15 protein-coding genes are annotated in these 13,862 nt (G+C 64.5%); 7 read left to right on the top strand and 8 right to left on the bottom strand.

What is annotated here, in order from left to right:
• Window position 1 precedes the first annotated feature (1 nt).
• The 4 genes from ileS to WJT74_RS08735 are packed head-to-tail and all read left to right on the top strand — an operon-like array spanning window position 2 to window position 4,320.
• The gene (gene ileS, locus WJT74_RS08720) at window positions 2–2,896 is read left to right on the top strand and encodes an isoleucine--tRNA ligase (protein ID WP_343343774.1); all 2,895 of its coding nucleotides are present in this window, start codon (window positions 2–4) and stop codon (window positions 2,894–2,896) included.
• Window positions 2,893–3,381: a signal peptidase II gene (lspA, locus tag WJT74_RS08725; RefSeq protein WP_343343776.1), complete on the top strand. Its 489-nt coding sequence runs from the start codon at window positions 2,893–2,895 to the stop codon at window positions 3,379–3,381. The genes ileS and lspA overlap by 4 nt, the downstream gene beginning before the upstream one ends.
• On the top strand, window positions 3,374–3,769 hold the full coding sequence (locus WJT74_RS08730; protein WP_343343778.1) for a DUF3035 domain-containing protein: 396 nt from the start codon (window positions 3,374–3,376) through the stop codon (window positions 3,767–3,769). Before lspA ends, WJT74_RS08730 begins: the two co-directional genes overlap by 8 nt.
• Before the next feature lie 5 nt (window positions 3,770–3,774).
• On the top strand, window positions 3,775–4,320 hold the full coding sequence (locus WJT74_RS08735; protein WP_343343780.1) for a winged helix-turn-helix domain-containing protein: 546 nt from the start codon (window positions 3,775–3,777) through the stop codon (window positions 4,318–4,320).
• 158 nt (window positions 4,321–4,478) lie between these two features.
• Here WJT74_RS08735 and WJT74_RS08740 read toward each other — a convergent pair whose 3' ends face one another.
• Both WJT74_RS08740 and WJT74_RS08745 read right to left on the bottom strand, forming a co-directional pair.
• Window positions 4,479–5,300, bottom strand: a complete 822-nt coding sequence (locus WJT74_RS08740) for a sulfurtransferase (protein WP_343343782.1) — start codon at window positions 5,298–5,300, stop codon at window positions 4,479–4,481.
• A 95-nt stretch (window positions 5,301–5,395) separates the two neighbouring features.
• Complete coding sequence (locus WJT74_RS08745; RefSeq protein ID WP_343343784.1) at window positions 5,396–5,623, bottom strand: DUF2945 domain-containing protein; 228 nt, start codon at window positions 5,621–5,623, stop codon at window positions 5,396–5,398.
• 108 nt (window positions 5,624–5,731) lie between these two features.
• On the opposite strand from WJT74_RS08745, the gene queF reads away from it, so the two are divergent.
• Window positions 5,732–6,178: a preQ(1) synthase gene (queF, locus tag WJT74_RS08750; RefSeq protein WP_343343787.1), complete on the top strand. Its 447-nt coding sequence runs from the start codon at window positions 5,732–5,734 to the stop codon at window positions 6,176–6,178.
• A 36-nt stretch (window positions 6,179–6,214) separates the two neighbouring features.
• Here the strand turns inward: queF and WJT74_RS08755 are convergent, their stop codons facing one another.
• The 6 genes from WJT74_RS08755 to hflK all read right to left on the bottom strand — a co-directional run bounded on the left by WJT74_RS08755 (window position 6,215) and on the right by hflK (window position 12,343).
• On the bottom strand, window positions 6,215–6,526 hold the full coding sequence (locus WJT74_RS08755; protein ID WP_343343790.1) for a hypothetical protein: 312 nt from the start codon (window positions 6,524–6,526) through the stop codon (window positions 6,215–6,217).
• 61 nt (window positions 6,527–6,587) lie between these two features.
• Window positions 6,588–6,968 carry a nuclear transport factor 2 family protein gene (locus WJT74_RS08760; protein ID WP_343343792.1) on the bottom strand — a complete coding sequence of 127 codons (381 nt, stop codon included), beginning with the start codon at window positions 6,966–6,968 and terminating at the stop codon, window positions 6,588–6,590.
• A complete protein-coding gene (locus tag WJT74_RS08765; protein ID WP_343343795.1) occupies window positions 6,965–8,563 on the bottom strand; it encodes a helicase HerA-like domain-containing protein in 1,599 nt (532 codons plus the stop codon). The genes WJT74_RS08760 and WJT74_RS08765 overlap by 4 nt, the downstream gene beginning before the upstream one ends.
• 71 nt (window positions 8,564–8,634) lie before the next feature.
• A complete protein-coding gene (locus tag WJT74_RS08770) occupies window positions 8,635–10,197 on the bottom strand; it encodes a Do family serine endopeptidase (protein ID WP_343343798.1) in 1,563 nt (520 codons plus the stop codon).
• Window positions 10,198–10,340: 143 nt separating this feature from the next.
• Window positions 10,341–11,195: a protease modulator HflC gene (hflC, locus tag WJT74_RS08775; protein WP_432215239.1), complete on the bottom strand. Its 855-nt coding sequence runs from the start codon at window positions 11,193–11,195 to the stop codon at window positions 10,341–10,343.
• Between the two features lie 2 nt (window positions 11,196–11,197).
• Window positions 11,198–12,343, bottom strand: coding sequence for an FtsH protease activity modulator HflK (gene hflK, locus WJT74_RS08780; RefSeq protein WP_343343804.1), 1,146 nt, complete (start codon window positions 12,341–12,343; stop codon window positions 11,198–11,200).
• A 73-nt stretch (window positions 12,344–12,416) separates the two neighbouring features.
• On the opposite strand from hflK, the gene WJT74_RS08785 reads away from it, so the two are divergent.
• Both WJT74_RS08785 and WJT74_RS08790 read left to right on the top strand, forming a co-directional pair.
• Window positions 12,417–13,376 carry an Mrp/NBP35 family ATP-binding protein gene (locus tag WJT74_RS08785; protein ID WP_343343809.1) on the top strand — a complete coding sequence of 320 codons (960 nt, stop codon included), beginning with the start codon at window positions 12,417–12,419 and terminating at the stop codon, window positions 13,374–13,376.
• A 29-nt stretch (window positions 13,377–13,405) separates the two neighbouring features.
• On the top strand, window positions 13,406–13,849 hold the full coding sequence (locus WJT74_RS08790; protein ID WP_343343812.1) for a CoA-binding protein: 444 nt from the start codon (window positions 13,406–13,408) through the stop codon (window positions 13,847–13,849).
• The last annotated feature ends 13 nt before the right edge of the window (window positions 13,850–13,862 follow it).

Below are 13,862 nucleotides of genomic sequence, written 5' to 3' on the forward strand. Positions count from 1 at the left end.
AATGTCTGACACGCCCAACTATAAAGACACGGTTTTCCTGCCGAAGACCGATTTTCCGATGAAAGCCGGCCTCCCGCAGAAGGAGCCCGTCATCCTGAAGAAGTGGCAGGACGAGAAGATCTACCAGCAGGTCCGCAAGAGCCGCGAGGGCCGCGAGAAGTTCATCCTGCACGACGGTCCGCCGTACGCGAACGGCGATATCCACATCGGCCATGCATTGAACAAGACGCTGAAGGACGTGACCGTGCGCGCGCAGACTCTGCTCGGCAAGGACGCGCCCTACGTGCCCGGCTGGGACTGTCACGGCCTGCCGATCGAGTGGAAGATCGAGGAACAGTATCGCAAGAAGAAGCGCGACAAGAAGGATGTCCCCGCCAAGGAATTCCGCGCCGAATGCCGCGAATATGCGCAGCATTGGGTGGACGTGCAGACGGGCCAGTTCCAGCGGCTCGGCAATATCGGCGAGTGGGACAAGCCCTACCTGACCATGCGGCCCGAGGCGGAGGCGCAGATCGTCGCCGAACTGTTCAAGTTCGCCGAGACGGGCCAGCTCTATCGCGGGTCGAAGCCGGTGATGTGGTCCCCGGTCGAGGAAACCGCGCTGGCCGAGGCGGAAGTCGAATATCAGGACCTGACCGACAGCCCGCAGATCGACGTCGCGTTCGAGATCGTCGAGAGCCCGATCCCGGAACTGGTTGGCGCGCATGCGGTGATCTGGACGACAACGCCGTGGACGATCCCGGTGAACCAGGCTTTGGCGTACGGGCCGGAGATCGAATACGAGGTTCTGCACCTCAATCGTCTTCCGAGAGGAAAACGCTTCGGCATCAGTCACCTACTTGTTGCGAAGGAGCTAATAGAAGGCGTCCTCGACCGTATCGGACTTGAGAAATCGGATGTCATGACGGAATGGTCCGGCAAAGGCGCCGACCTCGCCGGAACCGTCGTCCGCCATCCGATGCACCATCTCGGCGGTTTCTACGCCAAGCCGCGCCCCATGCTCGCGGGCGATTTCGTCACGACCGACAGCGGCACCGGCATCGTCCACATGTCGCCCGATCATGGCGAAGATGATTTCCTCCTGTGCAAAAAGCACGGCATCGACCCCGTCTTCGCGGTCGAGAAGAACGGGCTGTATCGCGACGACTGGCTGTGGCTCGGCTCGGATGACGATCGCCGCCGCAGCGTCATCAACAAGCCATTCAATGCACCCGACGGGCCGATCTGTTCGGACCTCCGCGAAGTGGGCGCATTGCTGTCTGCCAGCGCGGACTATCATCACAGCTATCCGCATTCGTGGCGCTCGAAAGCCAAGGTCATCTACCGCTGCACCCCGCAGTGGTTTATCGGCATGGACGAACCTCTCCGTCACCTCCCCAAGAAGACCCGCGCCGAGAAGCGCTGGGAGGACGAGGGCGGCGCGCCGATCCCGCCGGGCGACACGCTCGTCGACGATTACCCCTCGCTGCGCGAAACGGCGATGGACGCGATCGACGCCACCGATTTCTTCCCGCCGAAGGGCAAGAACCGCATCGGCACGATGGTCGCCGGACGCCCCGACTGGCTCATCAGTCGCCAGCGCGCATGGGGCGTGCCGATCGCGCTGTTCGTGCATCGCAAATCGGGCGAGCTTCTGGTCGACGAGGCGGTTAACGCCCGCATCGTCGAGGCGATGACGAACGAGGGCGTGGATGCTTGGTCCGAGGATCGAGCGAGCGATTTTCTCGGGCCCGACCGCGATCCCGACGATTACGAGATGGTCGCCGACATCCTCGACGTCTGGTTCGACAGCGGTTCGACCCACGCCTTCGTGCTCGAAAGCGACCGCTGGCCCGACCTGCGTTCACCCGCCGACGTCTACCTCGAAGGCAGCGACCAGCATCGCGGCTGGTTCCAGTCCTCGCTGCTCGAGAGCTGCGGCACCCGCGGTCGTGCGCCCTACAAGCAGGTGCTCACCCACGGCTTCACGATGGATGCTAAGGGCATGAAGATGTCCAAGTCGCTCGGCAACACCGTCAGCCCGCTGACGCTGATGGACCAGTATGGCGCCGACATCATCCGTCTGTGGGCGGTGACGGTGGACTTCACCGAGGATCACCGCATCGGCGACGAGATCCTGAAGGGCGTGGCGGACCAGTATCGCAAGCTGCGCAACAGCTTCCGCTACCTCCTGGGCGCGTTGGACGGCTTCGACGCGGGCGAGACCGTGCAGCCCGCCGACATGCCCGAACTCGAACGCTACATGCTGCATCGTCTGGCGAGACTGTCGGACGCGTTGAAGGCCGATATCGAACGCTACGACTTCAACGCCTACGTGCGGCGGCTGGTCGATTTCGCGCAGGACGATCTTTCCGCCTTCTTCTTCGATATCCGCAAGGACCGGCTCTACTGCGACGTCAACCTGTCGACAGGCGACCAGACGGCCACCCGTGCCGCCTACCGCACCGTTCTCGACGTGCTGTTCCACGCGCTGGTGCGCTGGATGGCCCCGGTGCTGGTCTTCACGACCGAGGAAACGTGGACCACCCGCTACCCTGACGGCGGCAGCGTCCATACACTCGACTGGCCCGGAATTTCCGACGACTGGCGCGACGACGCGCTCGCCGAGCGGTGGGACGGTCTGCGCACCCTCCGCCGCGAAGTGACGGAGGCGATCGAACCCTATCGCAAGGAAAAGATCATCCGATCCAGTCTCGCCGCAGAAGTGACCGTGGACAGCAACGAGGATCCCGATTTCCTCGCGGAATTGTTCATTTCCGGCCCCGTTCACGCGGGCGCGCAGCTATCGGTTGCAGTGACCGATCACGCCAAGTGCGGCCGCTGCTGGCGTCATCTGCCCGAAGTCGGGGAAGACGGTTCACTATGCGGACGCTGTGCGGAGGTGCTCAGCAAATGACCTCGCGCCGTGCCTATGCGATCGCCGCCGCGATCTTCATCATCGACCAGCTGATCAAATGGTGGATCGTCGGTCCGTTCGCGCTGGAATCTAAAGGCAGCGTCGAACTGCTGCCCTTCTTCAACCTCACCTGGGTCGAAAACCGCGGGATCAGCCTGGGGCTGTTCCAGGCGACCAGCGAAGCAATGCGCTGGGGTCTCGTCATCGCCACCGCCGCGATCGCCGCCTTCGTCGCTTGGTGGATTACCCGGCCGGGCGAGGAAGGGGACCGCGCGGGGTTTGCCATGATCCTCGGGGGCGCGCTGGGGAATATCGTGGATAGGGTGCGGTTCGGCTACGTCGTCGACTATGCGGACTTGCATGTTGGCACGTTTAGGCCTTTCTATGTATTCAACATCGCCGACGCCGCGATCACGCTCGGTGTCGTCTATTTGCTGGTCCGCGCCTTCTGGCCGCGGACCGATAAGGAGAAGAACAATGCGTAACGCCCTCCCCATCCTGCTGCTCGCGGGCGCGCTCGCCGCCTGCTCGAGCCCGGGCGGGTCGCTCGACGAATATGCGGTCGCGCGCAACGCGCCGCTGATCATTCCGCCCGACTACACGCTGGAGCCGCCCCGTGCGGGGACCGTTTCGACCAGTGTCGATGAAGTCCAGGCGCGGGCACTGGAAGCGCTTTACGGCGGTCCCGCCAGCCGTTCGGCGGTCGAACGGATTGCCGTCAGCGAAGCCGCCGACGGGGTGATCCCGCTCGGTGCGCGTTCCACCGCGGGCGATCCCGACACGCGCGTCGTCGACAAGGGCGCGCAGACGCAGACCATCCTGTCCACCCCCGAAGGCGAGGGTCAGGAAGCCAGCGCCGAACAGCCGCGGTAAGCGCGATGAGCGAGGCGGGGGCAAAGCTTCAGAACGGTCTGGTCGACATCGAGAGCCGGCTCGAACGTGCCAAGCGCAAGCTGGAAGACGGACTGGAACTGGTCGCCGAAGCGCAGAAGGCGTTGAGCGACATCCAGCAGGACGTCCTCGGTGCGCCCGACGGGGCCGGGCCGGGAGATGCGGAGGAGACCGCCTCCAAACTGCTCGCCGACATCAAGGCGCAGGGCGACGAAATCCCCGAAAGCCTGTGTGGCGGACGAATGCAGGTCGACAGTGTCCAGCGCCTGATCCGCATCGACGGCCATCCCATCGGCATTACCGAGATGGAGTATCGCGTCCTCGAACTGCTCGCCTACGCGCGAAACAATGTCGTCACACGCAACATGCTTCTGAAGCATCTCTATCGCCGCGCCGACGATCAGCCGCAGCCCAAGATCATCGACGTTTTCATTTCCAAGCTTCGCAAGAAGTTGCGGAGCGCCTCCGGCGGTGCGGAATTCATCGAGACGATACCGCAACGCGGCTGGATCCTGCGCGACTTGGAACAGTAGGCGTTAACGCTTCGGTGAGACCTGCGGCGCTAGTATGGCGCCATGATCGCACCGCTCCCTCTTTCACGCCGTGAACCGCAGAACGCCGAATGCGTGCGGAAGAAAACTCATGCGCGTGTGGAGGTCCACCGGTCGGTCGAACGGGTCCTGCTTACGCTCTAGCCGCGTTCCTTGGGCGTCGCGGGATCGCTTCCCCATTCCGCCCAGCTGCCATCGTAGAGCGCGCCGCCATCGGCTCCGATCCGTTGCGCCGCGAACAGGATCGCGCAAGCGGTCACGCCCGATCCGCAACTGGCAACGAAGTCGCTCTTCGCGTCGACACCGCTCTCGGCGAACAGACGGGCCAGCTCCGCGTCGGGAAGGAAGCGTCCGTCCTCATCATAGAGCGCGGCGTAGGGCAGATTGGTCGAACCCGGAATACGCCCCGCTGCCGTTCCGGGGCGCGGTTCGTCGGTCGCTCCCGCAAATCGTTTAGGGCTTCGCGCGTCGAGAACGGGCGGACGATCGGGCCCCAGCAGGTCGTCCTTAATGACGATACGGTGGGCGGTTCTCCCCGTCGGCCACGAACCGGATCGGGGCATCGGCGGGCCAGTTTCCAGACGACCCCCCGCCCCTTTCCAGGCACTCAGCCCGCCATCGAGGATGGCGACCTCACGAGCGCCAAAATGCGTGAGCGTGAACCAACCGCGCGCCGCCGTGTGGTGCGGAGCATCGTCGTAGACGACGAGCGGCCGATCTCGGTCGAGCCCGATTTCCTCCAGCATCGCGCAGCCAGCCTCGTGCGACGGAAGCATGTTCGCCGTCGCGGCCTGCGGATCCACGAACGTCGCAATGTCGAGGCGACGGGCGCCGGGAAGATGTCCTTCCCGAAAGCGCTTGGCGCCATCGATGCCGCTGTCGGGAAGAAAGAAGCTCGCATCGACGACCTGGACGGTGTTCAGATTGGCGGCGAGCCAATCGGCGGTGACGAGGCTTTCCATCAAGACACCTTAAGCAAGATCGCACGCGAAGCGAAGCGAGCGAAAGCGTCAGACGCGGGTTCGCATCACGGCGCTCGCAAAAACGAAAGCGCCCGTCAGTCCTGCGCTTCCAGTTCGCTGCCCAGCTTGAGAACCTTGTCGCCGTCTTCCTGCTTGATGAGATAGGCGGGATTGTCTTCGCTGCCGTCCTTGGTGATCTCGCTTCCGCTCAGGGTCCGGGTCACTTCGCGTTCGAAGCGCTCCTCGATCTGTCCCTTCCCTTCGCCGTTGCCCCAGTTCCACTTTACGTACTGGTCGGTCTGAAAGCTGTTCGAATTGCTCATGGTTCAATCTCCTTCGATCGACCAAAGCCTTCGCCCCACTTTGGCTCCGCGGACGTCGACAAGCGGAGAGAATTGCGCGGGCGGCGGGCTTTCCGCTAGAGCGCGCGAATGGAACCCAAATTTCTCGGCAGCGACAGTCCACTCCCGACCTCTCCGGAGGAGGCGGAACTCGACTATGTCCCCAACCCGCGAGCGGGCGAGCTTTATCTGGTGCGGTTCACGGCGCCGGAGTTCACATCGCTTTGCCCGGTCACGTCGCAGCCCGATTTCGCGCATCTCGTCATCGATTATGCACCCGGCGACACAATCGTGGAATCCAAAAGCCTCAAGCTGTTTCTGGGCAGTTTTCGCAACCATTGCGCCTTCCATGAGGATTGCACCGTGGGGATCGGGCGGCGGCTCGCGGACGAGATGAAGCCCGAATGGCTGCGCATCGGCGGCTACTGGTATCCGCGCGGCGGCATTCCTATCGATGTCTTCTGGCAAACAGGTGCCCCGCCCGAAGCGCTGTGGCTCCCGGACCAGGGTGTGCAGACCTATCGGGGTCGTGGCTGAGGCGCGTTTCAAAACGCGCCGGAGCGGCAAGAAACTCTAGTCGCGCTCGTACCGGCGCGCGGCAGCGTCGCGGTGATCGTTGACGTCCTGGTCGGCCCACTGCTCGGCCTCGCGGCTGTCCTGCCCGGTCGATTTATCATAGGCGACCAGCGCGTTGCGAAATTCCCGCGCTTCGGCGGCACAGGCGGTACGGATGGACCTGCGGAATTCCTCGCTCGACTGCCGCTGCTGCTTGGCCGCAGCGACGCGCTGGTCGAGGCATTCATCGAAGCGCATGCGGGGGCCCGTCACCGAATCGGCGGATTGGGCGCTCATTCCCAGCGCGATCATCATCACCGTCAAGCTCATCCCATTTTCCTTCGTCGCGTTATAACGCTAAAGATAAGAAGGATTTGCGAGCCTTCAAGCCTTACTCGCAGGACAGCGGCGAGCTGTGCCGACGCAGGACCTTCCACCCTTCTTCGCACTCGACCCATACATCGCTGAGCAGGACGCGTTCCTGAATGGTCTGGCCCATGTAACGGACGCTCCAGCGGGCATCGACGGTGGCGACGATGGTGCCGCGCACGCGACAGACGTGCGTGACCGACACGTCGAGATCGACGACATCCATGTTGGCGAGCGCCGATATCCAGGCATCGAGATCGAGCGACACGGGACCATCGCCGCGAACCCCGACCAGCTGGAAATCGGGATGGATCAGCGCCCGAAGCCGCGTCTCGTCCTTGGCGAACAGCGCCAACCGCCATTCCTCCTCGAGCTGGGAGACGAGATCGAGACCCTCACTCAAAGCCGCATCCAATCAGGCGCGCTCTTCTTGCGCTTGCTCTTTCCGGACGACGTGGCACGGGCGGCCCGCCCGCCCGCCATGCCGCCGAGGATGCCGCGCAGGATCGCATTACCAATCTGCCGCCCCACCCTGTTGACGATGGTGCGCTGCACGACCTTTCCGACCTGATCCACGGGATTGGACGCGCGCCGCGATCGGGAGGACCGTTCGGCGCGAACTCGTTCCTTCTCGGCCTTCTCCGCTGCCTCCTCTGCTTCGAGGCGCGCTTCTTCTTCGGCAGCGGCCTTCGCTTTGTCGGCGGCGCGCGCTTCGAGGATTTCGTCGGCGCTCTCGCGGTCCAAGCGTTCATCGTAGCGGGTGCCTACCGCATCGGCGGCGACGAGCGCGGCGCGTTCCCCGGTCGAGATCGTGCCCGCGCGAGCGCGCGGCGGTTTGACGAGCGTGCGTTCGACCGGCGTCGGCGCGCCTTCGGCGTCGAGGACCGACACCAGCGCCTCGCCGACCTTCAATTCGGTAATGACCTCGGCGACATCGATGGCGGGGTTCTCGCGGAAGGTTTCGGCGGCACTGCGGACAGCCTTTTCGTCGCGGGGCGTGAAGGCCCTCAGCGCGTGCTGGACACGATTGCCGAGCTGGCCCGCCACGTCGTCCGGAATGTCGATCGGGTTCTGCGTCACGAAGAAGACGCCGACGCCCTTGGACCGGATTAGACGCACGACCTGTTCGACTTTCTCGACCAACGCCTTGGGGGCATCGTCGAAGAGCAGGTGCGCCTCGTCGAAGAAGAAGACGAGCTTGGGCTTGTCCGGATCGCCCACTTCGGGAAGCTCCTCGAACAGTTCGGAGAGCAGCCACAGGAGGAAGGTCGAATAGAGCCGGGGCGATTGCATCAGTTGATCGGCGGCAAGGATGTTCACCACGCCCTTGCCGTCGTCGTCGGTCGCGAAGAAGTCGGCAAGGTCGAGCGCGGGTTCGCCGAAAAACAGGTCGCCGCCCTGACTGCGCAGTTGCAGAATCTTGCGCTGGATCGCACCCACGCTGGCGGACGAGACGTTGCCGTAATCCGTGCGCAGTTCCGACGCCCGCTCCCCCACATGCGCGAGCATCGCCTGAAGGTCGTCGAGGTCGAGCAGCAGCAGCCCGTCTTCGTCGGCGAGGTGGAAGGCGATGGTGAGCACGCCTTCCTGCGTGTCGTTCAGATCCATCAGCCGCGCGAGCAGCAGCGGACCCATTTCGCTGACCGTGGTGCGGACGGGATGGCCCTGCTTTCCGAACAGGTCCCAGAACTGCGCGGGAAACGCCTCGTAGGCGTAATCGTCGTAGCCGATCTTGGCGGCACGCTTGGTGAAGGGTTCGTGGAGCTTGTGGGTGGGCGATCCGGGCATCGCGATCCCCGCGAGGTCGCCCTTCACGTCGGACAGGAAAACAGGGACGCCAGCCTTAGAGAAGCCTTCCGCCAGTCCCTGCAGCGTGATCGTCTTGCCGGTCCCGGTCGCACCCGCGATGAGGCCGTGGCGGTTCGCACGATCGAGCCGCAGTCCCTGCCGCGGGCCGCCCTCGCCTGCCGTGCCGATGAAGATGGTATCGTCGCTCATGAACTCCCCTCGCGTCGTGGAGAGGAGCCTAGAGAGCGAGCGGCGGGGCGCAAGTCCCCGCCGCTATCCGGCTATTCGAAAAGCACTCCGACGAACGTCTCGTTCTGTCCGCGCCGGATACGCAGCCGTACCGCTTCACGGCCCGAGCGCCGCGCCTGTTCCACCAGGGAGGACACTTCCTGCGGCGTAGTCACCGGCTGGCGGTTGACCGAAATGATGAGGTCGCCGCGACGGATGCCCTGCCGTTGCGCCCGGCTGCCCTGCTCCACGCGCGTGATAACGACGCCCTGCTGGTTCTCGGACTGACGAAGGCCGCGACGGATCTGGTCATTCAAAGGCTGAAGTGTCATCCCGAGTGCTTCGCCACCGCGCGAAGGAGTCTCGTCCTCGGCGGCCATTCCATCGTCTTCTTCGTCGGGCGCGCCAAGCTGAGCGGCCAACTGTTCGTTGGTCGGGCGCTGTCCGATACGGACGTTGATGGTGCGCCGCTCCCCGTCGCGAATGACGACGACCGGAACGGTCTCGTCCACGGGGGTATTGGCGATGAGGTAGGAAACATTGTTGTTCTGGTCGACCGGCACACCGTCGATCGACAGGATGATATCGCCCTCGCGGATCCCTGCGCGTTCGGCGGCTTCGCCTTCCACCACGCTGTTGACGATCTCGCCGCGACCGCGCTCGAGACCATCCGCGGCGGCAAGCGCGTCGTCGACCGCCCCGAGCGAGACGCCGAGATAACCGCGCTGCGGACGTTCGCCGCGGATGAGCGCCTCCGCGACGCGGCGGGCCTGGTCCGCGGGGACGGCAAAGCCGATGCCGACGTTGGAACCGGTCGGCGAATAGAGCGCCGAGTTCACGCCCACGACATTGCCCATCATGTCGAACATCGGGCCACCCGAGTTACCCATGTTGATGCTGGCATCGGTCTGGATATAGCGTTCCGCCCCGGTCGCGCCGTTGGCTGCCTGCGGCACCCCGCGCTGCAGCGCCGAAACGATGCCCGCGGTGACCGTGCCGTTCAATCCGAACGGGTTGCCGATCGCGATCACCCAGTCACCCACGCGCACTTCGTTGCTGTCGCCCCAATTGACATAGGGGAAATCATTCCCCTCGATCTTGAGAACAGCAATGTCGCTGTTGATGTCGCGCCCTATGATGCGCGCGTCATATTCCGACAGGTCGGGGAAGGTCACGACGACCTCGTCCACCGTGTCGTTCTGATCGGTGCGGCTCTGGATGAGATGGTTGTTGGTAATGATGTAGCCGTCGGCCGAAATGACGAAGCCCGAGCCGAGCGATCCGCTTTCACGCGTGATCGTGTCGCCTTCCTCGCCTTCCTGCTCGCTGCGCGGATCCGGCACGCCGAAGCGACGGAAGAATTGTTCGAAGGGATCGTTCGACCGGCGCTGGACCGCGATCTCCTGGCGGGTCGAGATGTTGACCACGGCGGGCTGCAAACGCTCGGCCAGTTCGGCGAAGCTTTCGGGTGCGCCCTGCACGGGAACGGGCCGCTGGGCATTTTGCGCCTGCTGAGCCGCCAGTTCGCCGCCGGTCATCGAATAGGCCGCGCCGCCCATCAGCATCGCTGCGGCCATCCCGTAAACGTAGCGCACGGCAACTCTCTCCTTAGCCATCCAACTCTTCCTTCTTACACTTGATCATCGCGAGCCACAAAGGGCTGTTGCCCGGGCGCTGAACGCCGTTTGAATATCGCCGTCCCGCCCGACGAACGCGCTACCTGCTTCTACCAAATGCACGGCAAGCGCGGACGCTCCACCTAGCGGCCGGTGAATTCGCGCAGATATTCGTTGTCCGGGCTCATCACGATCGACGTGCCGCCGGCCGGAGTGTCCCCATCCTCGAGGAAGGTGGAGCGATAGCTCTCCATCGCGCGGTAGAAATCGTAGAATTCCGGATCCTTGTTGAACGCGTCGGCATAGACGCGCGCGGCATCGGCATCCGCATCGGCGCGAATGATCTGCGCTTGCTTGGCGCCCTGCGCACGGATCGAGCGGGCTTCCTGCTCGCGCGCGGTGCGCATCCTCTGGAAGGCGCTGTCGAGCGGCGAACCGTCGGGAAGGTCGGCGCGCTTGATCCGCACGTCGATGATCTCGGCCCCGTACTGGCGCGCGACCTGGTCGAGCCCGGCCCGGATATTCTCCATCACGCCCTCTCGTTCGGGCGAGAGCAGCGAGGCGAAAGGACGTTTGCCCAGTTCGTTGCGCAGCTGCGACCCGAGAATGGGGCGAAGCGTCGCCTCTACCCGTTCCTCGCTGGTGGCGGCGACATACATCTGCAGCGGGTCGACGATCCGATAGCGCGCGAAGGCATCGACCTCGAGCCGCAGCTGGTCGGTCGACAGCACCTGCTGCGTATCCATGTCGATGTCGCGGACACGCTTGTCGATCCACACGATGTCCTCGGCGAACGGCAGGCGCCAGGTGATGCCCGCCCCGTCTCCGCCGACCACGCCCTCTTCGGTAAAGGGATTGATGACCCGGTTGGGAGCGCCGAAGCGGACGACAACGCCCTGCTGCTTCTCGTTGGCGATCGGGAAGCTGGCGAGCAGGATCACGAGGACGAATAGCGCGATGAACGTCGTGACGAGGGGATGGCGCTTGATGGTATCGATCATTATCGGCCTCCCGCGTTGGCATTGGCGCCATCGGCGGCCGCGGTGGACGCGCCCTGCTGGCGATTGACTTCGGACAGCGGCAGGTAGGGCTGCACCCCGTCCGCCTCGATGATGGTCTTGTCGACCCCGCGCAGCACGCTTTCCATCGTCTCGTAATAGAGACGCTGGCGCGTGACTTCGGGGGCGAGACGATATTCGGCATAGACGCGGTTGAAGGCCTCGGCCTCACCCTGCGACTTGGCGTCGAGCTGGAGCGCGTAGGCGCGTGCTTGGTTGATGTAGCTGATCGCATCCTGCTGCGCGGCGGTGACCTGCTTGAAGGCCTCGTTGACAGCGCCCGGCGGATCGGCGCGCTGGATTTCCACCCCGCGCATCTCGATTCCCGCGCGATAGCCGTCGAGGATTTCCTGCATGACCTGTTGTACCTCGACCTGGATCTCGCCGCGGCCTTCGCCGATCGCGTCTTGCAGCGATACGTTGGCGACGACCTGCCGCATCGCGCTCTCGGCGACCTGGCGGACCGTCTCTTCCTGCGGATCCGAAATCTCGAACAGGTAATTCTCGGGATCGCGGACCTTCCAACGCACCTGATAGGCGATGTCGATGATGTTCTCGTCGCCCGTCAGCATGAGGTTTTCCTGCTGTTCGGTCGCTACGTCGGTCTCGCGGATCTGTTCGATGTTGACCTTCTCGACGCGGTCGATGGGCGCGGGCAGGGTCAGCCCGATCCCCGGCGACAGCGTGTCGATATAGCGGCCGAAGCGAGTGACCACGCCGCGCTCCTCGGGGGCAACGCGATGCAACGTGGAGACGAGCAGGAGAATCAGCACGAGAGCGACGATCGCCCAGATGATGATCCCGCCCGAGGGCAGGCTCGGCAGCCCCGGGCCCTTTCCGCTTCCCCCGCCGCCGAAGCGCGAACGGTTGCGGTTCATCCATTCGTCGAGACTGGTGATGTTGTTCGGCCTGTTGCCGCGCGGCGGGGTCGGGCCCGGACGCCACGGTCCGCCGCCGCCGCTTCCACCGCCGCCCGATCCGCTACCGCCGTCGCCCGACGATCCGCCCGACTTGCCCCCGGACGATCCCCAGGGGCCCTTGCCTTCGCTGAACAGCGCCCATCGGCGCCAACCCGAAAAAATGCTCATGGCACGAAACATAGGAGGCAAAAGGAGAAAAAGAAGGGACATTCGTCGAAAGGTCGCTTAGGTCGCTGACGGCATGACCGATCCGCTCGACCGTCTCGATACGCACCTCCATGCCGACCGCATCCGAACCCGCCGTCTGAAGGACGGAGTGGCCAGTCTCGTCGTCGACGCGACGGGCCTCGATGCGACCGCGCGGCGTGCGCTGGAAGAAGACCTCGTATCCAGCGTCAGCGCCATTCCGGAGGTCGACAAAGTGCGCGTCGGCTTCACCGTGCAAAAGGTCGAGCGCACCTTCATCGCCATCGGGTCGGGCAAGGGCGGGGTCGGCAAATCGACCGTGAGCGCGAACCTCGCCGTCGCGCTTTCCGGGCTCGGACACAAGGTCGGGCTCATCGATGCGGACATCTACGGTCCTTCCCAACCCACGCTGTTCGCCGCGCACGAAAAACCCGATGCGGAAGGCAAGCAGCTGATTCCCCGCCCGGCGCATGGCGTACGGATGATTTCGGTCGGGCAGATGGTATCGGCCGATACCGCGCTCGCCTGGCGCGGGCCGATGGCGTCGAGCGCGCTGACCCAACTGATCGAGGCCGACTGGGGCGACGCCGAGCTCGTCCTCATCGACCTTCCCCCGGGGACGGGCGATGTCCAACTCTCGTTGATCCAGAAAGCGCGCCCCGCCGGCGCTGTCATCGTGTCCACGCCCCAGGACCTGTCGTTGATCGACGCGCGCCGCGCAGTCGATCTGTTCGCCAAGACGGACGTACCGGTCTTGGGACTGATCGAGAACATGGCTGGATATGCCTGTCCCCACTGCGGGGAGACGAGCGACCCGTTCGGTCAGGGCGGTGCCGAAGCTTCGGCGCGGACGCTCGACCTGCCTTTCCTTGGACGACTGCCGCTGTCGGCCAGTGTGCGCGCGGCGAGCGATGCGGGTCGCCCGCCCGCGCTCGATGAAGGTCCGGCGCAGGACGCCTTCATGGCCCTCGCTCGCGCGATGCTGGAACAGTTGCGGAGCAAGCCAGCGTCCTGAACCGTTGGATCGGCCAGAAGGAGATACCCATGCCGTTGACCGCCGATGATGACATCGCCGACCTGCTCGCCGCCACCCGGACCATCGCGATGGCCGGCGCGTCCGACAAGCCATCACGCGACAGCTATCGCGTGATGGAATATCTGCAGGGCCGCGGGTATCGCGTCCTGCCGGTCAATCCGCGTATCACCGGACAGCATGTTCACGGGGAATATGTCTGGCGCGAACTCGACCAGATCGGGGTCCCGATCGATATGGTCGACTGCTTCGTGAATTCCGATCATGTCGGGGAGGTGATCGATCAGGCGATCGCCGTCGGCGCGAAATCGGTCTGGACCCAGCTCGGCGTCGTCGATGAAGCCGCCGCCGCCCGCGCCGAAGCGGCGGGGCTGACCGTCGTGATGGATCGCTGCCCGAAGATTGAAATACCCCGCCTCGGTGTCTCGCCGGTGCCGCAGGACGAACAGGCCTGATCGTTACCGCGTC

It is taken from the genome of Sphingomicrobium sp. XHP0239, from assembly GCF_039555325.1.
Lineage (GTDB): Bacteria > Pseudomonadota > Alphaproteobacteria > Sphingomonadales > Sphingomonadaceae > Sphingomicrobium > Sphingomicrobium maritimum.